Here is a 21,779-nt window from a genome sequence, read left to right as displayed (position 1 = left end):
ATCCACTCTATTTGAGAAACTCCACCAGCTGCTCCAACTTTTGCCAAGCAGAACCACTCCGAATAATCTCCCTAGACACAGCCACACCTTGAGCATGGTCTAACCAGGGAACAACACCCGCCACCTGAAGAGCCAAAGAAGCATTTAAAGCCACAGCATCCTCTTGTGCTGGAGTTCCCTTACCTTGTAGCACTGCTTGGAGAATCACCGCATTTTCATCCACATTTCCACCCCGTAATGCCGTAATAGGAGCAGCAGTCACACCTACTTCCTGCGGATTAACAGTCGTTAACTGCACCTCACCACCCGATAAAACTGCCAAATCAGTTAAATCCCCTAAACCAGCCTCATCCAGACGTTCCCGCCCATGTAAAACAATTGCCCGTTCCTTACCTAAATTATGTAAGGCTTGGGCAACAGTCGTTAACAGCTGAGGTGTAAATAGCCCCACAACCTGCCCCTGTGGATACAAAGGATTCACTAAAGGCCCCAGTAAATTAAAAATAGTTCTCACCTTCAGAGTCCGACGCAAACCAGCCACCGCCTTCAGTGCTGGATGCCAACCAGGAGCAAACAAAAAAGTAATTCCTACCTCTTGCACTGCTGCTTGTACCCTTTCACCATCAGCACTGAGATTGACCCCCAATGCTTCCAAAACATCCGCGCTACCAGTCAAACTAGAAGCAGAACGATTACCATGTTTAGCCACAGGCACACCATAGGCAGCAGCCACAAAAGCCACAGCCGTAGAAATATTAAAAGTTGATGAGCCATCACCGCCAGTACCACAGGTATCTATAACCGGAATCGCCGACGGAGTGGATTTTTGCCCATTCCCCACCTTTGATTGAGCTTGTAATACTTCCGCCATACCCGTCAACTCATCGGCGGAAATACCTTTAAAATTCAGCGCCGTTAAAATGGCTCCTGATAATTCCGGTGGTACAGCTTCACTCAACCACCCCTGCATTAATTCCGCCGCTTGCACACGAGTCAATGATTCACTATCCATTAATTGTTGTAGCAGCAGAGACCAGTTAGCAGAAGATTCTGACGCAGAAATTGCAGAAGTCGCCATAATATCACCCTTTATCTATGGTTGAACTCGATTGAATATATGGGAGCTATCCTACCGAAAAATGGCAACCTAACATTCAAAAAGACCCAGGGAACAGAGAACAGGAAATACAGGAAATGTCTTATAGCAACCGCCAAGGACGTTAGGACATAAGCTGATCATAAAAGTTAGACACCCAAAAGCTTTTACCCCACCCCCCACACTCCCCACACTTCCCACACTCCCCAGCTATAAGTCCGTAATTGCCCCATGGCATAATCCAAACCAAATTTAGTTAAGAAAAGGTTATAAAATAGACAAAATTTCGCTACAATAATTTCACTCTGAGGCAGAATTTAGGAGCAAGAATATTGTATAATTCAGGGGTTATTCAAATTGGTGATGAAGTCTTAATCCTACGTCCAGCATACGTTATGGGAAAAGTTGGGGTAGTCTGTGCAACCGAATCAAACCCGCACAATCAAGGCACTACCCGTTGGATTATCCAAATAGATTCAGAAAATATAATAGTTTCACTGACCCACGATGATTTCACACCAGTGAACAGTAAACAGTCATCACGCTGATTGAGTCAGAAATGCAACCCAATCATGTCTCATAACTGATAACTGACTTACTTTAAGTTAATAATTTTACAGCGTTGTCGGTGGTTCTACTTCCTTAGTAATTTGCAGTTCTTTTTTGCTGCGTTTCAACTGTTTCCAAAGAGTTTTAATGCGTTTATATGCTTCCTCTGGCGAGAGTTTACCAGATGTTTCTAAATTGGCAATATAGCCCACTTTATGAGCAAATTCTTGAAGATTGGCATTAAATATGACATTTTCTGGCTGAAATTTGCCATAGTAGGGACTACGAGGGTAAATAAAGTTGTTTTTATGCTCCTGATTTGGCTCTGCCATCAGTTGACCCCCTATAAATTATGTTTCATTCACTAATTTGACAAACTTTGCTGTATTTATCAACACTTTGTAAAAATAGTATTTTCCCTTAGTGCTTCCCCACCCTCCTGATTAGGAAAAAGAAGGGTAAGGATTGGTGATTATTAGATAACTTCGGCTGTCTTTTGTTTATCCAACTTCAACATCAACACTCCTAAAGGTGGTAGACATAAATCTAAGGAATAAGGACGATTGTGCAACGACCAATTATCCGTCCACTTACCACCTAAGTTGCCCATATTACTGCCTCCATAGGGACGAGCATCACTATTAAACAACTCGGTGTAAAATCCCTCTTCTGGTACACCAATGCGGTAGTGAGAATGGGGTTGGGGTGTAAAGTTACAAACCACCACGATAAAATCATCAGAATCCTTGTCATAACGCAGAAAGGAAGCCACACTATGACGATTATCGCTACAATCAATCCACTCAAACCCATTCTCCGCAAAATCCTGGGTATATAAAGCTGGTTCAGAACGGTAGAGACTATTTATATCCTGGAAAAACTGTTTCAGTTGTTGGTGGTCATCATACTGCAATAATTGCCATTCCAAGTCAGCCCAAACATTCCACTCACTCCATTGTCCAAATTCCATGCTCATAAACATGGTTTTCTTCCCTGGGTGAGCAAACATATAGCTAAATAAACAACGCACATTTGCTAACTTCTGCCAAGTATCACCGGGCATTTTGCCAATGATGTTACTTTTGCCATGTACCACTTCATCATGAGACAAAGCTAGCATGAAGTTTTCACTGTGGTTGTACCACATACTAAAGGTAATATTATTTTGATGGAACTGGCGGAACCACGCGTCCATGCTAAAGTAATCAAGCATATCGTGCATCCAGCCCATATTCCACTTTAAGTTAAAGCCTAATCCCCCTGTGTAGGTCGGCCAAGATACCATTGGCCAAGAAGTGGACTCTTCCGCAATTGAAAGCACACCAGGAAAATAAGTGAAAAGATGGTGATTCACCTGACGCAGAAAATCTGCTGCTTCTAAGTTTTCTCTACCACCATACTCGTTAGTTAACCATTCTCCTGGTTCACGACAATAGTCCAGGTAAAGCATTGAAGCCACAGCATCAACCCGAATCCCATCAATATGGTATTTGTCAAACCAAAACAGAGCATTGGCGACTAGGAAGTTTCTGACTTCGTGGCGATTGTAGTTGAAAACGAGAGTACCCCATTCCTTATGTTCACCTTTGCGGGGATCGGAGTATTCATAAAGGTGACTACCGTCAAAGAAGGCTAAACCATGACCATCTTTAGGAAAGTGACCAGGAACCCAATCGACTATTACGCCAATATCGTTTTTGTGACATTGGTCTACAAAATACATGAAGTCTTCGGCACTGCCAAATCTGGATGTGGGGGCATAGTATCCTGTTACTTGATATCCCCAAGACCCATCAAAAGGATGTTCAGCTATGGGTAGCAGTTCTAAATGGGTATATCCTAATTCTTTGACGTAGGGAATCAGTCTATCTGCTAGTTCTCTGTAGGTGAGGAAGCGTGCGCCAGGTTTGAGTTCGGAGACTACTACTACAGGTTCTGTTTCTCCATTGGGTAATTTAGCTGGTTCTGAACTAGAAGCGTGTAACCAAGAGCCTAAATGTACTTCATATACTGAAACTGGTTGGCTGAGTGGGTCGGTTTCACGACGTTTTTCCATCCACTTTTGGTCTGACCAAGTATAAGCATTTAAGTCAGTGACGATAGATGCTGTTTTGGGTCGGGGTTCTTGTTGAAAACCGTAGGGATCGGTTTTTTCGTAAATGTGTCCGTCAAAATTTTTAATTTCATACTTGTAATGCTCTCCTTTGCCGATTTCAGGAATGAATAATTCCCAAACTCCGGTGTGGCCTTTCCGCATTTGGTGTTTGCGTCCGTCCCAAAGGTTGAAATCTCCTAGCAAGGAAACATTACGAGCATTGGGGGCCCAAACGGCAAAGTAAACGCCTTTGACACCGTTAATCTCGGTGGGGTGCGCCCCCATTTTTTCGTATATACGGTGATGATTGCCTTCGGAGAACAGGTGCAAGTCAAAATCTGTTAATTTGGAGGAACGGAAAGCGTAGGGGTCATAGATGACACGCTCATGCTCTCCTTCCTTGATGCGTAGTTGGTAGTTTGTGAGTTCTGCTATTTCAATTGTGCATTCAAAAAAGTGGGGATGATGTACTGGTTGCATCGGGTATTCTTGACGTTGCTCTGGCAGAACTACTGATGCTGCACTGGCATTTGGTAGGTAAGCTCTCACAGCCCAAACTTTTTTACCATTTTTTTCTATGCAATGAGAACCAAGTATTTCAAAGGGATCGTGATGTTGATTCCCTACTATACGGTTAACCTGTTCTGCAACAATTGTTGTGATGGACATGAAGCTACCTAAATTTCGATAAAGTAATTGAATGATATAGTTGCTAACAATATAGACAAATATCCACTCTGTTAGTAGAAGTTTAACCTTCACTAGGGAAACTACAATCCCCTGGATTTTTTGGGGAAAAGCTTCAGGGATGGTTTTCCTCAATATGTTCAGAGATCCATTTACTCAATCCCAGTGCTGATTATATAGATTAGAGCCTGGGTGGTATTACTATGACTAAAATATATTGTTTACATTTATTTTGACCGAGAAGAACGGGATACAAGCCCCGTCACTTCGGCAAGTTTTGCAGTGAGCTTGTCAAACTGCTCAGTGTAAGTCTTTTAGGACGGCTTTTTGGTAAAAGTTGACTGGATAAAAAGGAAGTTTCAGTATTAATTTTAGTTTTGCCATAAATATATTTTACTTTACTATGTAACATACTGATAAATAAATGCTCTGCTGAGTTGGGCGGTTTCTTGCAGTTTTAGCAGGTGGCATTGATCATTTTTGCTTGTGCCTTCTGAAGATAATTTCAGGGGCTTTACGGTTGAAGAGTGTAATAATTATGTTATTAAATATCTAGGAAGGGGAAAATTTGCAGTAGGGCTTTACGTAGTCTGATGAGGTAAATAGTTTGGCGGACATCGGCACTGAGTTTGGGTGGAGGACTGATTTGTAATTGTTCTTGTAATTCTGCGTATTCGGCTGGGTTGAGGGGTTTACCATCTAGGGGCGATCGCGCGTCTATAATTATTTGGGTGCGTAATATCTCTTCTGGTATATCTTCTGGCGGTGGTAATGCTACTAAACCTTGTCCCCAGGTGCTAGTTAACCAGATAAAAATACTGGTGCTAAGAGTTAAAATCCCCAAAAATATTTTTTTGGTTATCTTCATTTTTCCACTCCTGATAATCCCGGTGGTAAGGGTTGACCACACAGTTGATGGATTTGGGCAATACGTTCAAATAACCAGGGGTATTGTTGACGATACTGGGGAATCAGTGCTAGAGGACTAAGTAAAGCGGCGGCGCTAATGTCTGCTATGCTGATGCGATCGCCTACTAAATAATCATGTTTTTGCCAGCGCATCGATAACTCGTCAAATGCAGTGGTCAGTCGCTTTTTCGCTAATTCTACACTAGCCTGATTAATCCCATATTGTTGGCGGACTACTGATATTACAGTTTGGCTCAGTAATGAAGGGTCAATTTCCTTGCCTTCCCCAGCCCGAAACTGATAGTATACAAACCTTGTAGCAGTACCGATGCTTTCATCCAACCAATCTTCTAGCATCGAGGCTTCTATTTGCTGTTCATGATTAGGTAAACATAAACATGGTTCTGGCTGATAACCTTCCAAATATTTTAATATTTCTGTAGAATCCGCGATCGCATTCGGTTCACCCTCAATTTCCGGTAACAATACAGGCAAAGTCTTCAAACCTGTTAAAGGTTTAACTCGGAAAATATGCAGTCCAGGAGTCAGATTTTCAACTTGATAATTAATTTGCTTATAACCCAACCCCAGACGAGCTTTGCGACAATAATGAGATGTACTAAATTGCAGCAGCAACATAAAAATACCTTGTGCAGAAATCAGGATAAATTCTATACACTTAACTGCTAAATCTTCAAGACAAGTATTTTTAATTAAAAATTATACCATAAATAAGACTTACGCAAGAACCGAAACAACTAACCACAGAAGCAACAGATCCCACAGTGGAATAGAAGTTTCCGAATATCTCGGCGTAAGTCATAAAATAGACACCTGCTCCAACGAGGAACTATACTTACCAGTGTCCTTAACTTGCGCTCTTACTGAGATGTTTCCCGTGACTTAAATAGTAAATCTACTGTAGTCAAAAACATCACTATTTATGGGGAGCGATTTTACCACGATAAAATTATGGGGTGCTATCCGGTGCAGGGGCAGGAGTTGCACCGTCGGAAGGCTCACCAGGAGCAGCAGGTGCAGTAGCCGGTGGAGTTTCACCAGGTTGAGGTTCACAAGCTCCTAGAAATGCAGCCAGCCCTAACATCAGCATAAAACCAAAGATTTTTGTTTTCATAATCAACTCCTCTTTCACCAATAATAGCGACAAAAAAAATCGCCTGTTGAATAAGATAACCTATTTATTGCTAATTGTTGAAATGCTTTGTACTGATATTTTCAAAAGTAATACTTTTGGTTGATTTTTTACAGTTTAGTCGTTATGTAGTAGAGTAAGGAGTATCCATAATTAAGTATATTTTCCCGTATATCAATTAGTATATTTTGTATACTTAAAGGTAACATCCACTGGTTAGCAAATACATTCATCAAACTGCTATACAACCAATATGTAATATATATATCTTGCTTTATTCAGTATATAAACTTAATTAAACTTCAAAATTATCTCCCGACAGAGCTTAAGACTTGCAGTAAGTTGGAGTAGATTCAGTGTAGGGTTAAATTACTGACAGTATTGTAAATATTAGAACCAAAAGCATGAGTTTAAATTTTGACCAACGAGGGGTAACAGGGTCTTGCCCCTGACTGCCTTCTATTGCCATACTTTAAGTGCAAAGCAACTCACGAATTTTGAAACTCTCCCTGCTGTTAGCGCAGTATCTTCCTTGGAGAAAAGCCACGGGGATTATGAGTTAAATATTCGGCACAAACGGCATCATAACTGTTTCAAAGCTCTTGTGTGTTTCAGTGCTGTGAACGCAGAACAGGATTCTCACTCTAGCCAAAACCGCCTCTAAATATAAATTATCTTCATTATGGTTTTTGTTCGTAAATCTTCCGTTACTCAAACGGATAATTGGTTCCAGAGAAATTCTATGCCATCTCGTCGTCGTCAAGGCCGCTCTCTATCTTCCAGTTCTCATCTGGAGAGCGCATCTAAACCTACAGGGGAAACTTTACCAGTACCCTCAAGAAGGAAACGGCGTTCTCGTTCTGCTCAACAATTGCCAATTCCGGTAACGCAAGGTTTACCAGAGGTGGCTAAACCGTTACTTCCCCAGTTGAAAAATCAGTCACACACAACCACTCAGAAAAACCCCCAACCAGGGGAAAGTCAGATCCCTGTGATGTCTACTGCTGCAACTCTACCTTTGTGGTTAGCTAGGTTGTATACATCACATCGTTATTCCTCAGTTGTGACATTTTTATTGGTGACAGCAACTTTATGTATGTATGGTTCCATTGTATATTCTCAACAACTGTGGAGTCAGGGATATAAGAACTTGCAAAATCTCCAACTGCGTGAACGACAGTTAACCACCATCAACGCTACTCTGAAAAACAAAATGGCTGAAGAAGGAGAACAGGAAGACACCGGACTAGTGAAACCAACACCAGATAGAACAATTTTTTTGCCCACAGCATCTCCATCTCATAATTCTCATGTCATACAACCGGTAACACCGGCAAATGTAGAAACGCCCCCAAATACTCTCTCGCCACTGGGATATTAGCACCAAACCCCGGCTGTAAAACAAGATAACTGAGTAGGTAAATGCAGAAATCACCAAGTAAGTTAAAATTGAAAAATTTGCGGAATCCAGCCTGGAAAAACGGGAAAAAAGCTTTTCTTTTCCAGTTTATGCAGAGATTCAGCTTTACCTTTAACACTCAACATCAGATCACAAATACTAAATCTCGATTATTCGTGGTTTGGGGGATCTTAATGGTCGCAGCCTTGGGTTTAGCTATTAATTTGTATCAGTTGCAGATTGTTCAGGGAGAAAAGCTAACTCAAAGAGCGCGTCAGCAGCAAATGGTCAGTTTCCGGCCTTTCGTTCCCCGTCGCTTAGTGGTAGATCGTAATAGCGATGTATTAGCGATTGATCGGCCTGTATATACCTTATACGCCCATCCTAAGCTGTTCAATCTATCCAATGAACAAATGGCAGAACGCCTGTCCCCTATTCTGGATAGAACCCCGGCTGAGTTGATCAAAACTTTTGGTAGTCGCCAAAGTGGAATTACGGTGGCTTCAGCTTTACCAGAAGTGAGTGCGGGACGGGTGAGATCATTAAAATCGAATGGCTTAGAGTTAATTCAACAATATTCCCGATATTACCCACAAAAAAACGTAGTTGCAGATGTTGTGGGCTATGTCAATATGGATCGTCGTGGTCAGGCTGGTATAGAATTTAGCCAAGAAAGTTTATTGGAGCGTTCTGTGCAAACGGTGCGCTTAAGTCGTTCCGGGAATGGGGTAATGCTCCCAAATCATGCACCAGAAGGATTTTTAAATTTTGATGACCTGCGACTGAAATTAACTATTGATAGCCGTTTACAAAGGGTTGCCAGAACTGCTTTACAACAACAAGTAGAGAAGTTTCAGGCTAAACGTGGGGCAGTAATTGTTATGGATGCCTCTAATGGTGCTTTATTGGCTCTAACCTCTTATCCTAATTATGATCCCAATGAATATTCCCGTGCTGATATTTCCCTATTTAGAAACTGGACAGTAGCTGATCTTTATGAGCCGGGATCAACTTTTAAGCCTTTGAATGTGGCGATCGCCCTAGAAAATGGTGTAATTAAACCCGATGATATATTTAATGACCCCGGCTCTATTCAGATAGGTAAGCACACCATTAGAAATGCTGGTAACAACATTTATGGCAACATCAACATTGCCCAAATTCTGCAAACTTCCAGCAACATTGGCATGGTGCGGATGATTCAACGGATGCAGGCAACAGTCTATTACAACTGGTTACAACGCTTAGGATTAGGACAAACAGTTGAAACAGACTTACCTTTTGAAGTTCGCGGACAACTCAAAAGTCAAAAAGAATTTCTCGCTTCCCCCATTGAAGCCGCCACTACATCCTTTGGCCAAGGCTTTTCTGTTACCCCTTTACAGTTAGTGCAAATGCACGGTGCTTTAGCCAATGGTGGTAAATTAGTCACACCCCATGTAGTTCAAGGGCTAGTCGATACCAAAGGGCAAATGCATTACGCGCCCAATCTTCTAACACCACGACCCATATTTTCACCAGCTACAGCCCAAACGGTAGTGGAAATGATGGAAACTGTTGTATCAGAAGGTACTGGAAAATCTGCCCAAATCCCAGGTTATCGCATTGGTGGTAAAACAGGCACATCTCAAAAAGCTAGTCCCAATGGGGGTTATATTCCAGATGCGCGCATTACTAGCTTTGTGAGTATCTTACCAGTAGAATCCCCCCGCTACGTAGTTTTTGCAGTAGCAGATGAGCCAAAAGGTGCTGATGCTTACGGTTCCACTGTAGCCGCACCAATTGTCAAAGCCGTGATGGAAGCCTTAATTCCCATTGAAGGGATTCCGCCCAGCCAGGAAATTAAGTCCGACTCTCAAGCAAAACAGTAACGCACCTTCAACAATTCAAAATGCAGTAACCTCACCACAACACACCCAGGAGTAATTTATATTTGTTCATATGGCATTTTTTCAGGGACTTCCAAAATATTTATTCCAGTTCCTGCGACTTTAGTCCAGAAACACATGAATGACCATAATATTAGGAATTTTTAGCCTCTGAAAACATCTCATTGTTCCCGATAGTGATCCAATATGGACAAATCTTCCCCAAAGCAGCTGGTCGAAACTATTTATCGGCAACTACTGCCTAGCTTACAAATTGAAAGTGTTGATCCCCACAATCCCATCCAGGTTCACTCTCTTCCAGAACCTTGGCTGCTTCTGGGTACAGGAAATTATGCCGCAGTAGTCTATCACCCTGACCACCCTGATTCTGTAGTCAAAATTTATGCCCCAGGACGGCCTGGCTATGAAGAGGAAGTAGAAGTCTACCGTCTTCTAGGTTCTCATCGGGCATTCTCTGAGTGTTTCTACGCCAAAGATCAGTTTTTAGTCTTGAAACGGCTTTATGGAACAACTCTCTATGATTGTATCCACTTGGGTTTACCTATTCCCAAGCAAGTAATCCAAGACATTGATGCAGCGCTTGACTATGCCCAAAGTCACGGACTCCACCCTCATGATGTCCACGGTCGTAATGTGATGATGCACGAAGGTAGAGGACTAGTTGTAGATATCTCAGATTTTCTCCATGTAGAAACCTGCTCAAAGTGGAACAACCTCAAAAAGGCTTATTACTGGTTCTATCTTCCGGTATTGTACCCACTTCGACTGCGTGTGCCATACTCTGCCTTAAATATGATCCGCAAATTGTATCGTCTGGGAACTTCTCTCACAACTTCCTGTGGTCAACTAGTCATGAGATTACTAAAGTTTAGATAAAATGGCCGCAGTTGAAGGAACAAAATAGGCAGATTGAACCCAAACTTCCTTTGAGCAAAACCTCACCTAGCATCACACTGGGAATCAGTATCTTTGGTAAGTCTGTTTCAGTGCTTCTTCTATGGAACCTACACTTTTGAAAGTTTCTATGAGTTCATGAGATTTAGTTTTACGCTGGCCTAGCATCTCTTTTAAAGGCATTAATAAATGCACATCTCCATCATTACCCAGGGAAACTTCAGCTATTTCTAAAAGTTGGGTAGCCTGAGCCAAAATTTCCCGATTATCAAACCCTTGTTTGGCAGAAACTTGATGTAAATCTGCATCAGGTATAATCGCCCTCCCCTCTAGGGTTTTATCTAAAATCAAACCTTTTAATAATGCTAACAAACCCCCATAGATAGAGAAATCATCACAACTATCAAAAGCTTTAAATTCGATACGTCCCACTTCCGCCGGAATACGTGCTACCTTTGTTAATGAAGGTACACTTTTAATTAACTGTTCTTGTTTCTCCACAAACACCAAAGCTGCGGATCTTTTTCCCGTTCTCATAAAAGTTCGTACCGATAAACCATCCCATAATTTCCCATTATAAAAAGGAGAACTATAACTGAAAGGAACGATATAGGGACTATAATAAGTTAACTTTTTGCCAATATCGATCAGATTTTCATTTGGTAAATCTGCGACAGAAATATTTAAATCTGGCCCATAAGTCACCATGTAAATATTAGCGGTGCGTTCATCAGGATAAGTCTGTAACTGTTTGAGTTCATAATCATTTAAAGGGGGTTGAGGCTCAAATACAGTCTGATGAGGGTTAAAGCTAGTTAAAACTGGTAAAAAACCGTAGCCAGTCGCCACCTCACGTAATAACTGAAAACTTGCTAACAATTCAGTTAAAGCCCCTTGAATATCAGAGTGAATCGTGGTTCTAATTTCAATCCCTTTAGGTAGACAGTCGATAACTTTATCAGAATCAGCAAATCTTTCAAAGCCTTCGATATACCATCTCTTTTGCCGAATACCAGCATCACCAACGCGCAATTGTGAATAATCATTGGGGTATGTTGGGAGTTTTTCCACAATTTGATCAAAGTCAGCAAATTTTGTCTGGGAAAAATCAGCAAATTTTCCTGATTCGTTGAGAAAAGCGACTTCATGCTCAATACCAAAACAAAATTTCATGTGTAATTAATAATAAGTAATCAGATTTTTTCCTTAGTTGGGTGCTGATGTTATCTCTTATATGGTTATATTTGAGATACTTTCGCATTAATTAATGTATCAAATTTGTAGTCAATTTTTTTAAGTATGGGCAAATTTCGTTAGCAATCTGCTTATTTTTGCTCAGGAGAGTGTCAAAGCCCAAAATTGCCCGTTTTTTGGGGAAAATCATTTCCCCTCAATGTCCCTTTAACCGCGATATTAGGTTTTCGCACCCTTTCCTATCTAGCCGATGCAGGTGAAGAAGATATTTCAGCATATATTGAAGTAAGTAGGCGAGAATAAATCAGACTATCTTAAGCAATCTAAAATTGTTGTAATTCATTTTGGAGTAAGAGTTTCCTCTTAATTCTGAAAAAATTCCCAACGACCAATGACCAATGACCAATAACTAAATCATGCAATTTATTGATCAAGCACTAATCGAAGTTGAAGCGGGTAAAGGTGGCGATGGTATTGTCGCCTTCCGACGTGAGAAATATGTACCAGCAGGGGGTCCCTCTGGAGGAAATGGGGGAAGAGGGGGTTCAGTGATTTTTGTGGTTGATACCAACCTACAAACTTTGCTCGACTTCAGATACAAGCATCTTTTTAAAGCCGATAATGGTGGAAGGGGTGGGCCAAATAACTGTACAGGGGCTAATGGTAAAGATTTAATCGTGGAAATTCCCTGTGGTACATCTGTTTATGATGGGAGTACAGGGGCGTTACTCTGCGACTTAGTTGAACCTGGACAACGTTTTCGGGTAGCTGAGGGCGGAAAAGGTGGATTAGGAAATCAGCATTTTTTGAGTAACCGTAACCGCGCCCCAGAGTATGCTTTACCTGGACTACCAGGAGAAATGAAAGTATTACGCTTAGAGTTGAAACTTTTGGCGGAAGTAGGGATTATTGGTTTACCAAATGCTGGTAAATCTACACTAATTTCCTCTCTATCAGCCGCACGTCCTAAAATTGCCGACTATCCTTTTACAACTCTCATCCCTAATTTGGGTGTAGTCAGAAAACCTACTGGTGATGGGACTGTTTTTGCTGATATTCCCGGTTTGATTGAAGGCGCTTCCCACGGTGCGGGTTTGGGATACGATTTTTTACGTCACATTGAACGCACTAAGGTTTTGCTACACTTGATTGATGCAACTAGTCCAGATGTGATTGGTGAATATAGGACAATTCAGCAAGAGTTGCAAGCATACGGACGAGGTTTAGCCAAGCGCCCGCAAATTTTGGCCTTAAATAAAATTGATGCTGTTGATAGGGAAACAGTAGATTTAGAAGCCTTAGCTACTGAACTGAATCACCTTTCCTTGGGTCCAGTGTTCTTGATTTCAGCAGTTACCCGCACAGGTTTAGAAGCACTTTTACAAGAAGTCTGGGGAGTCCTTGACCAAATGAATACTGCTGAAGAAGTGGAAGTTTTGCGGTAAACCGCTTTGATTTTTCAACTGACTTGCGTAGGTGGAGAGTAGGGAGTGGGGAGTAGGGAGTGGGGAGTGGGAAACAGCCTTTTAACTTGTAAGCGCAAAGCGCAGGCAACGCCAACAGAAATCAAATAGGAATCCTCTATAAGACTAATATTATTAAAATTAATACCTATGTACTAAAAAATAACTGATGTAGAGAATAAATTTAATTTAACCGTGTTTCTAGGTAGACAACATAGTTTTTTAGATACTTATCCTGAGTAAATCCAGGGTTTGTGACAGTTAAAGACGGCAAACACCACTTTGAAATTACGGTTCACCCTAATTGCTGAAAGTATTAATTCTCATACATTAGACAAAGTGAAAGCAAATTTCTCAATGAACCAACTAAATACATCCTTTAAAATTAACCGCCCTGTTCAAGGTTCGGGAAACCCTCCTAAATGGACTGGCTCTCACTGAAGTTCTCAGTATATATATCAGGATAACTTGGGGTTTTAACCCCAGGAAAGCCAAATTAAAGGTCGTTAATGCTGAAATGACTGTTTTTTAAGCAGTTGCTTCAAAATTTAGTTCCTTATATTCCCATTCATTCATTTGTAGTTATACGGAGCCAATACTTACAATGGCAAAAGTAGTTGGAATTGACTTAGGTACCACAAACTCTTGCGTAGCGGTTATGGAAGGTGGTAAACCCACTGTAATTGCTAACGCAGAAGGTTTTCGCACAACACCGTCAGTAGTGGCATTTGCCAAAAACGGTGATAACTTAGTTGGTCAAATCGCCAAACGTCAGGCGGTGATGAACCCTGAAAATACTTTTTACTCAGTCAAACGCTTTCTCGGAAGACGTTATGACGAAGTTGGTAATGAGTCTACGGAAGTTTCTTACAAAGTTCTGAGCAGCAACGGTAATGTGAAGCTGGATTGTCCGATAGTGGGCAAAGCCTTTGCTCCCGAAGAAATTTCTGCAAAAGTTCTTCGTAAACTAGTGGAAGATGCCAGCAAATATCTGGGTGAAACTGTCACCCAAGCTGTAATCACTGTTCCGGCATATTTTAATGATTCCCAGCGACAAGCAACAAAAGATGCTGGTAAAATAGCGGGTATTGAAGTTCTGCGGATTATCAACGAGCCTACAGCCGCTTCTCTGGCTTATGGTTTTGATAAAAAGAGCAACGAAACCATTTTGGTATTTGACCTTGGTGGTGGTACTTTTGACGTATCCATCTTGGAAGTAGGTGATGGAGTATTTGAAGTACTAGCTACTTCTGGTGATACTCACCTGGGTGGTGACGACTTTGATAAGAAAATAGTTGATTTCTTGGCGGAGCAATTTAGAAAAGACGAAGGAATTGACCTACGTCAAGATAAACAAGCCTTACAACGTTTGACTGAAGCCGCAGAAAAGGCCAAAATTGAGCTTTCTAGCGTTTCTCAAGCAGAAATCAATTTGCCATTTATCACTGCTACCCAGGATGGTCCGAAGCACCTGGATACAACTTTAACCCGTGCTAAATTTGAAGAACTCTGCTCGGATTTAATTGACCGTTGCCGCATCCCTGTGGAAAACGCAATCCGGGATGCTAAACTCAGTAGAACAGATATTAATGAAGTTGTACTGGTTGGTGGTTCTACCCGTATCCCAGCTGTGCAACAGGTGGTGAAGAAGGTATTAGATAAAGACCCTAACCAAAGTGTTAACCCTGATGAAGTGGTAGCAGTTGGTGCAGCTATTCAAGCTGGTGTGTTAGCGGGCGATGTTACAGGCATCTTACTATTAGATGTGTCTCCACTGTCTTTGGGTGTGGAAACATTGGGCGGTGTGATGACTAAAATCATTCCCCGGAATACTACCATTCCTACCAAGAAATCGGAAGTCTTCTCTACAGCCGTGGATGGGCAAAGCAATGTGGAAATCCACGTGCTTCAAGGTGAACGTGAGTTCTCGAACGATAACAAGAGCTTAGGAACTTTCCGACTGGATGGTATTCCTGCTGCACCACGCGGTGTGCCTCAAATTGAAGTTACCTTTGATATTGATGCCAACGGTATCTTGAATGTAACTGCTAAGGATAAAGGTACTGGTAAGGAACAATCTATCAGCATTACTGGCGCTTCTACGTTAGATAAATCTGATGTTGACCGGATGGTACAAGAAGCTGAACAAAATGCTTCTTCTGACAAGGAACGTCGGGAAAGAATTGAACGCAAGAACCAAGCAGACTCTTTGGCATACCAAGCTGAGAAGCAGTTGCAGGAATTAGGTGATAAAGTTCCTGAAGCTGACAAGACGAAGGTGGAAGGTTTGGTAAAAGACATCCGTGAAGCTGTTGCTAAAGAAGATGACGAGCAAATCAAGAAGTTAACACCAGAGTTACAACAAGCATTATTTGCCGTTGGTAGCAATATATATCAGCAAGCTGGTGGTGATGCAGCTGCTCCTGGTGCTGCACCTCAAGATGGTGGTTCTACTCCCTCCAGTGGTGGTGATGATGTGATTGACGCTGATTTCACTGAGAGCAAATAGTTGTAAATATTGCCTCCATTGAAGATTTTTACCCATCCAAGCTTATGCCTGGGTGGGATTTTTTTTAAGGTGTGAGAAGTTAAAATTAAACCCATCCCCGCAAACAGGGCTGTTTCATTCTCTTGTGTTGGAGATTTGTCAAGAGGATAATCTCATGCAAAGGCGCATCAGCGTTCGCGTAGCGTGCCGTAGGCTCTAGCACGAAGTGCGTTAGACGCAAAGAAAAATCTGGATTTCCGGTTCAATTCTGTTTTTAGGACTGGAAACTTTCTTTGGTTAAGGATGTGTTTACACCGTAGCGCCACAGAGAAGAGGAAGAACTGACCTCTGTTTTTTTTACTCGAAATTCGTTTATGTCTTACCCTTCAGCCCCTTGGATTCTTAAAGGTGATGCTATTCAAACTCTGCATTTGGTGAATATTGACCGAGTAAGACCGCTTGTGCCGGCAGAGTTAGATATTATTTCTGTATGGCCTGGTAAAACTCTTGGTGGTATGTATTTATCACAGTATAAATCAGGTTCAGTGCTGGAGTACAATGAGTTAATTGTTGCCCCGGCTGTGGTGATTTATCAAGGTAAAATCGGCGTTTGGGTATCTCACATTTATGTAGATAATGCGGATTCTGTAGCTGGTGGTCGGGAAATTTGGGGACTACCCAAGGAATTAGCTGATTTTAGCTGGGAAGAAAAACGTGTCAATGTCCGACAAGGCAATGTCTTGCTATGTACTCTCAACTATAATCAGCAAAGCTTGGCATGGCGACAACGGTTAGGTGCTGCGAGTTTCAGTAGAATGGGTGATAATTTGCTCAAATTTGACTTTGACTTTGAGAGTCGTTTGGGTTTGGTGGGTTCCAAGTTAGAAATTGCGGCTGAAAGTCCTTTTTCTGGGATAGGTTTAAGTCAGCCTTTTGCAACTGTGGGTTGTGAACAAATGACTTTACGGGTGAATGCGCCAAAGGTCGTAGGACGGGAATAATGAAATTTGGTGAGGTGCTAAAAATTAATACGTGATTTATAAAACATGATATTACTCAGTAAATTGGTAACGGGTAAGACGTTTAACCGTAGTTAAATCTAAACCCAACTCCTGAGCAATTCCTATCTCTACGGCGGCGATATCTATAGTTGCTAATTCAATGTCTAGTGTTTTGATGGCTGAGTCGCTTGTTTTAATACTCACCTTAGTAAATCCTGTCTGCTGCTTAATTTCTGCTTCGATGGCTAATACAGCTACAGATAATTGAACTATTACCTGGTGATTCGCTTCTAAATAAATACTGGTGTCATAAGCGTAACTTAACATCTGGTTAGCCACACTTTGTCCTCCTAGCCAAATACTGATACCAATTAGGGGTAATGGTAGCCAAAATTCTAACCCTAAGCTCAAAAGCGTAGATGCTTTGTGACTTTTTATCAGATATTGCCACAAATTTACAAGAGGATTCTGCTTTTGCATTTTCAATAATCAAGGGCTATCTATTGAGAAATATCTGCATTATTATAGATTAATCTTCTCATCCTCATGTATAAATTTTTTAATATTTGGCATGAAAATTTTAGTAGTCGAAGACGATGCAGAACTCTTAGAACCTTTAAACACAGTCCTATCTAGGGCAGGATATATTGTTGATGGGGTTGGTAGCTGTGAAACAGCCTCCTGGTTAATGGGTGAAAAAGATTATGATTTGCTGATATTAGACTGGATGCTACCTACAGGAAGTGGGATTAATCTCTGCCAGCAGTACCGTTTTATAGGTAAAACCTCTCCTGTACTCATACTGACAGCTAAGGACAGTATTTTAGATAAGGTCAAAGGGTTAGATGCTGGCGCAGATGATTATCTTGTCAAACCTGTAGATATGCTGGAATTATTAGCAAGAGTGCGGGCTTTAGCGAGGCGATCGCCTGTTTGGCAAGACCAAATTTTAAAGTTTGCCGACTTACACCTGAATCTAGATACTCACATCGTAGAACGACAACAACAAACAGTGGAACTCTCTGTGCGTGAATGTCAGTTATTGGAATACTTCATCCGTCATCCCCGTCAAATTCTCAGCCGTGATCAATTAGAGCAAGCTTTATGGACATGGGATACAGAGTTAGGAAATAATGCCATCACAGTGCAAATTCGACGATTACGCCAACGTCTACAAAAACTGGGAGTTGATCAATGGATTGAAACAGTTTATGGGTTAGGGTATCGTTTCACACAGGGATTAGGAAGCAGGGCGCAGGGCGAGAAGAATTGTCACTTCCTCATGACGAATGACTAACCTATTTCGCCGCAGTCGTCGCAACTTAGCCCGTTGGTTTACCTTGTCTATGGGAAGTATATTGGTAGTTTTTGCCACTATTCTTTATGTCTATGTTGTCAAAGACCGTCAAGAAGCTTTTGATCTCGAACTCTATGGTAAAAGTCGTGTCATGGCTGCTGGTATTCGCTATCGACTACATCAAGGTCAGTGGCGAGTTAAGCTGGATGATGTGCCTTTACTGGGTAGTAATACTTTATCAATCAGTAGTTTAGAAAGTGAAATCGCTTATGCACGTTGGTATTCTCCAGAAGGAAAGCTACTTCGGTTTGTCAAGGTACAACCTAAAACACCCTTCAAGATTTCTTCAGGATTTGAAACGCTGCAAAAGGTTCTACCAGAATATAGCGATCGCTCCAATTCTCCAGAAATATGGCTACGTCAGGTAACTCTCCCAGTCATACAAGATGGGGTACTAATTGGTTATCTGCAAATTGCTTCACCCCTCACACCTGTCCAAGAAACACTAACACAACTGTGTTTTCTGTTAGCTGTTGGTGTACCTTTAGGACTAGGTGTAATTGCATTGACAGGCTGGTTTTTAGGGGGTTTGGCTATGCAACCTATTCATGATTCATACCAAAGGCTAGATCGATTTACGGCTTACGCTTCCCATGAATTGCGAACTCCATTAGCTAAAGTTTTGAATCACGCTCAATTAGGGTTGATGTATGTGGTGGAGTCTGATACTGAAACTCGCTTTCGCCTCCAGACAATCATTAAAACTACTAAAGCTATTAGTGGTCTTGTTAATGACCTGTTATTTCTTGCACGTCATGAAGGAGAACTTGACCCCAAGCTATTAAAACAAACTGACCTTGTAGAATTGCTGCAAACTTTGGCTGAAGAACAAGCTATTTATTGCGAAGACCAAGAATTAACTTTAAAAACTGATTTTCCTACACAAATAGTCAAACGAGGAATAGAACCAGATTTATTCTCTCAAGCTGTACTGAATTTGTTAAGTAATGCCATTAAATATACGGAACCTGGGGGTTTTATTGAGCTAAAGTTAGTCTGTTTACCTCGTTCAGTAAGTATTCAAGTAGAAGACAATGGTACAGGAATCCCCGAACAAGATTTGCACTATATTTTTGAACAATTCTATCGTAGTCAAACTCATAGAGCGCATAGTGGCTTTGGCTTAGGATTGGCGATCGCTCAACAAATTGTCCAAGCTCACAAGGGTAAAATTACTGTTACCAGTACATTGGGTAAAGGTTCTTGTTTTCAAATAGAATTGTTTGATGAAAAAGCCAAAGTAATTGATAATTCGTAATTCGTAATTATTTGATTACTAGATATTAGCAACAGGACTTACGCAAATTTTTGAAAAAACGTTCGCGTAGCGCATACCGCAAAGGACACAAAGAACACTAAGTCAAGAGGATTTTAGAGAGTTTTTTCGTAAATCCTAAGCAATCTCAAATTAATAGCTGAAGTAACAATTTTAACTACTAAATAAATAGTTCTAATAATGTATAATTATTTTGATTGCAAAATTAAATAAAAATTTCTTCATGCGTCGGGACTCAATTTTTTACAAACTATTTCAACAATCTCCCATATTACTTTTTGAACTATTGACAAATCCTCCAGAAAATGCAAGTGAATATAAATTTGATTCGGTAGCAGTCAAAGAACCTAAATTTGAGATTGATGGCGTATTTCTCCCACCAGAAAATGCTGGGAAAGGCATAGTGTATTTCTGTGAAGTGCAGTTTCAAAAAGACGAAAGACTTTATGAACGGGTATTTGCAGAGACTTCATTATATTTCTACCGTAACCGTAACAGGTTTAGTGACTGGCAAGCGGTGATTATTTACCCATCCCGCAGCATCGAACAAAGTGATATTTATCCCCATCGCAACCAACTAAATGGAGACCAAGTAAATCGGATATATTTAGATGAATTGGGGGATATTCGCTCTTTACCTTTATGGGTAGGATTGATGGTGTTAACTACTGTAGATGATGAACTGGCTCCACAAGAAGCGCGATATTTGCTAGAACGTTCTTCTGTGGAGGAGAGCGAAACTGTAAATTACGCCATAATGGACTTAGTAACCACGATCATGGTGTACAAGTTTGAGCAATTAAGCCGAATAGAGGTAGAAAAAATGTTAGGAATTACACTCAAGGAAACCAGAGTTTACCGAGAAATTAAGGAAGAGGGAGAGCGATCGCTGATCATCCGTTTACTAACACGCCGTGTGGGAGAATTATCTTCAGATGTACTTCAGCGTGTGGAAACTCTGTCTTTAGAACAATTAGAAAATCTGGGCGAAGCATTGCTTGATTTTACTAGCATGGCTGATTTGCAGGTTTGGTTAGAAACGCTCGAATAAACCAAATTTTTCTGTAAATTACTCACTATGGATTTAAAATAATCGCCATATCTAGTACAAAACCCGGTAAAACTTCTTCACCAGAAAGTTGAGGAGGATGATCAAAAGAGAAGTTTAAAACTTCTACCTCCTGTCCTGTCCGATAAATTTCTACTGAAGGTGTTTGCGGGTCAATTAACCAACCTAAACGCGCACCATTGTCTTGATATTCCCGCATTTTGGCGCGTAATTTTGCTAAACTATCAGTTTCTGAACGTAATTCAATCACAAAATCAGGACAAATAGGCGGAAAGCGTCGTTTTTCATCTTTTGTTAAAGCATCCCAGCGTTCTAACTTCACCCAAGCCGCATCAGGACAGCGATAAGCACCATTGGGTAGTTTAAATTCGGTGGAAGAGTCAAAGACTTTGCCTAACTTGGTTTGACGGTTCCATAAACCGAGTTCAATATTAATATCAGAGTTTCTAATTCCGCTTTCTCCGCCTGTTGGAGGCATAATAATTAATTCTCCAGTCTGGGTAAGTTCTAATTGCCAAGGTTCGTTAGCAATGCAGAGTTGATAAAACTGCTCATCGGTTAAACCTACGGCTGGAGGTATGTTTAAGGTGAGGGTTTCCATGATGTTTTCACGAAAAAGGTTAACTCTATTATCGTGGTTAAAATTTGCATGGGTTGAAATAATCTAGAAAATAGCAGGCTGTTATATTTCTGTTATTTTTGTCTGCCATACTCTTCGTATTCACCACATACAGGCATCAGGTAAAAGCTATGTTACGGAGAGCATTTTTAACTAAAACTGTTGTAACTGGTATCGCAGCTACCCTCTTCTTCCCAGGCGCAGCTTTGGCTACATCCTTAGAAACTGAAGCCAAAAAGGAAAAAGACCACAAACATAAGTCTAAGAAGTCTAAAGAACACGCCAGCACAGAAGAATCTACTGAAACAGCCGAAACGACGGAAACGGAAGTAATAGCAGAGTCAGAACCCGAAACTATTACAACTGAAAGCACAACAGAAGAGATTGTTGCTGAGGTTGAAGAACTAGAAACAGAAAAACCCAAGAAATCCAAGCCTCACGGCAAAAAATCCTCTAAACACAAAGAGAAAGTATCTAAAACAGTCAACCCTGAAGAAGAATTATCTGCCGCAACCATATAGTGATCCGCTTTGATTTTTAAACTTACTTACGTAGGTGGGGAGTAGGGAGTGGGAAACGGCTTTTTGAGTTGTAAGCGCAGGCTACGGCAACAGAAATCAAATAGGAATCCTATATAATGC

19 protein-coding genes are annotated in these 21,779 nt (G+C 41.1%); 10 read left to right on the top strand and 9 right to left on the bottom strand.

The genetic code is table 11. The features are described 5' to 3' along the window. Window positions 1-7 precede the first annotated feature (7 nt). The 6 genes from trpD to ACM0OP_RS09045 form a co-directional block, all read right to left on the bottom strand. On the bottom strand, window positions 8-1,078 hold the full coding sequence (gene trpD / locus ACM0OP_RS09070; protein WP_414528076.1) for an anthranilate phosphoribosyltransferase: 1,071 nt from the start codon (window positions 1,076-1,078) through the stop codon (window positions 8-10). A 632-nt stretch (window positions 1,079-1,710) separates the two neighbouring features. Continuing rightward, window positions 1,711-1,977, bottom strand: a complete 267-nt coding sequence (locus ACM0OP_RS09065) for a DUF7219 family protein (RefSeq protein WP_414528075.1) — start codon at window positions 1,975-1,977, stop codon at window positions 1,711-1,713. A gap of 143 nt (window positions 1,978-2,120) precedes the next feature. Further along, a complete protein-coding gene (gene glgB / locus ACM0OP_RS09060; RefSeq protein ID WP_414528074.1) occupies window positions 2,121-4,409 on the bottom strand; it encodes a 1,4-alpha-glucan branching enzyme in 2,289 nt (762 codons plus the stop codon). A gap of 562 nt (window positions 4,410-4,971) precedes the next feature. Next, window positions 4,972-5,295 carry a hypothetical protein gene (locus tag ACM0OP_RS09055; protein WP_414528073.1) on the bottom strand — a complete coding sequence of 108 codons (324 nt, stop codon included), beginning with the start codon at window positions 5,293-5,295 and terminating at the stop codon, window positions 4,972-4,974. Continuing rightward, the gene (locus ACM0OP_RS09050; protein WP_414528072.1) at window positions 5,292-5,975 is read right to left on the bottom strand and encodes a glutathione S-transferase family protein; all 684 of its coding nucleotides are present in this window, start codon (window positions 5,973-5,975) and stop codon (window positions 5,292-5,294) included. The genes ACM0OP_RS09055 and ACM0OP_RS09050 overlap by 4 nt, the downstream gene beginning before the upstream one ends. Window positions 5,976-6,306: 331 nt before the next feature. Then, a complete protein-coding gene (locus tag ACM0OP_RS09045) occupies window positions 6,307-6,471 on the bottom strand; it encodes a hypothetical protein (protein ID WP_414528071.1) in 165 nt (54 codons plus the stop codon). 700 nt (window positions 6,472-7,171) lie between these two features. Between ACM0OP_RS09045 and ACM0OP_RS09040 the strand changes: the two genes are divergently transcribed. The 3 genes from ACM0OP_RS09040 to ACM0OP_RS09030 all read left to right on the top strand — a co-directional run bounded on the left by ACM0OP_RS09040 (window position 7,172) and on the right by ACM0OP_RS09030 (window position 10,653). Further along, a complete protein-coding gene (locus ACM0OP_RS09040) occupies window positions 7,172-7,870 on the top strand; it encodes a hypothetical protein (protein WP_414528070.1) in 699 nt (232 codons plus the stop codon). A gap of 212 nt (window positions 7,871-8,082) precedes the next feature. Then, complete coding sequence (locus tag ACM0OP_RS09035; protein ID WP_414528069.1) at window positions 8,083-9,759, top strand: peptidoglycan D,D-transpeptidase FtsI family protein; 1,677 nt, start codon at window positions 8,083-8,085, stop codon at window positions 9,757-9,759. A gap of 204 nt (window positions 9,760-9,963) precedes the next feature. Then, entirely contained in the window at window positions 9,964-10,653 is a 690-nt protein-coding gene (locus ACM0OP_RS09030; RefSeq protein ID WP_414528068.1) for a protein kinase family protein, read from the top strand. An 84-nt stretch (window positions 10,654-10,737) separates the two neighbouring features. On the opposite strand, the gene ACM0OP_RS09025 is transcribed toward ACM0OP_RS09030, so the two are convergent. After that, the gene (locus ACM0OP_RS09025; protein WP_414528067.1) at window positions 10,738-11,844 is read right to left on the bottom strand and encodes a glutamate--cysteine ligase; all 1,107 of its coding nucleotides are present in this window, start codon (window positions 11,842-11,844) and stop codon (window positions 10,738-10,740) included. Between the two features lie 437 nt (window positions 11,845-12,281). Here ACM0OP_RS09025 and obgE point away from each other — a divergent pair, with 437 nt between their 5' ends. The 3 genes from obgE to ACM0OP_RS09010 all read left to right on the top strand — a co-directional run bounded on the left by obgE (window position 12,282) and on the right by ACM0OP_RS09010 (window position 16,817). Next, the gene (obgE, locus tag ACM0OP_RS09020) at window positions 12,282-13,310 is read left to right on the top strand and encodes a GTPase ObgE (protein ID WP_414528066.1); all 1,029 of its coding nucleotides are present in this window, start codon (window positions 12,282-12,284) and stop codon (window positions 13,308-13,310) included. 622 nt (window positions 13,311-13,932) lie between these two features. Continuing rightward, the gene (gene dnaK / locus ACM0OP_RS09015; RefSeq protein ID WP_414528065.1) at window positions 13,933-15,837 is read left to right on the top strand and encodes a molecular chaperone DnaK; all 1,905 of its coding nucleotides are present in this window, start codon (window positions 13,933-13,935) and stop codon (window positions 15,835-15,837) included. A gap of 320 nt (window positions 15,838-16,157) precedes the next feature. Beyond that, on the top strand, window positions 16,158-16,817 hold the full coding sequence (locus tag ACM0OP_RS09010) for an acetoacetate decarboxylase family protein (RefSeq protein ID WP_414528080.1): 660 nt from the start codon (window positions 16,158-16,160) through the stop codon (window positions 16,815-16,817). Between the two features lie 51 nt (window positions 16,818-16,868). Here the strand turns inward: ACM0OP_RS09010 and ACM0OP_RS09005 are convergent, their stop codons facing one another. After that, window positions 16,869-17,297 (bottom strand): hypothetical protein, encoded by a 429-nt coding sequence (locus tag ACM0OP_RS09005; RefSeq protein ID WP_414528064.1) that lies wholly within the window; start codon window positions 17,295-17,297, stop codon window positions 16,869-16,871. A 91-nt stretch (window positions 17,298-17,388) separates the two neighbouring features. Here ACM0OP_RS09005 and rppA point away from each other — a divergent pair, with 91 nt between their 5' ends. The 3 genes from rppA (at window position 17,389) to ACM0OP_RS08990 (ending at window position 20,501) form a co-directional block, all read left to right on the top strand. After that, on the top strand, window positions 17,389-18,114 hold the full coding sequence (gene rppA, locus ACM0OP_RS09000) for a two-component system response regulator RppA (protein WP_414528063.1): 726 nt from the start codon (window positions 17,389-17,391) through the stop codon (window positions 18,112-18,114). Then, complete coding sequence (locus tag ACM0OP_RS08995; RefSeq protein ID WP_414528062.1) at window positions 18,107-19,432, top strand: sensor histidine kinase; 1,326 nt, start codon at window positions 18,107-18,109, stop codon at window positions 19,430-19,432. Before rppA ends, ACM0OP_RS08995 begins: the two co-directional genes overlap by 8 nt. Window positions 19,433-19,673: 241 nt before the next feature. Beyond that, entirely contained in the window at window positions 19,674-20,501 is an 828-nt protein-coding gene (locus ACM0OP_RS08990; protein WP_414528061.1) for an Rpn family recombination-promoting nuclease/putative transposase, read from the top strand. A 25-nt stretch (window positions 20,502-20,526) separates the two neighbouring features. Here ACM0OP_RS08990 and ACM0OP_RS08985 read toward each other — a convergent pair whose 3' ends face one another. After that, window positions 20,527-21,120 carry a Uma2 family endonuclease gene (locus tag ACM0OP_RS08985; RefSeq protein ID WP_414528060.1) on the bottom strand — a complete coding sequence of 198 codons (594 nt, stop codon included), beginning with the start codon at window positions 21,118-21,120 and terminating at the stop codon, window positions 20,527-20,529. 149 nt (window positions 21,121-21,269) lie between these two features. On the opposite strand from ACM0OP_RS08985, the gene ACM0OP_RS08980 reads away from it, so the two are divergent. After that, complete coding sequence (locus ACM0OP_RS08980; RefSeq protein ID WP_414528059.1) at window positions 21,270-21,659, top strand: hypothetical protein; 390 nt, start codon at window positions 21,270-21,272, stop codon at window positions 21,657-21,659. The last annotated feature ends 120 nt before the right edge of the window (window positions 21,660-21,779 follow it).

Source organism: Nodularia chucula CCY0103, assembly GCF_963923915.1.
Classification (GTDB): domain Bacteria; phylum Cyanobacteriota; class Cyanobacteriia; order Cyanobacteriales; family Nostocaceae; genus Nodularia; species Nodularia chucula.
The sequence above is the reverse complement of the archived record's forward strand: the minus strand, read 5'-3'. Positions and strand labels throughout refer to the sequence as shown.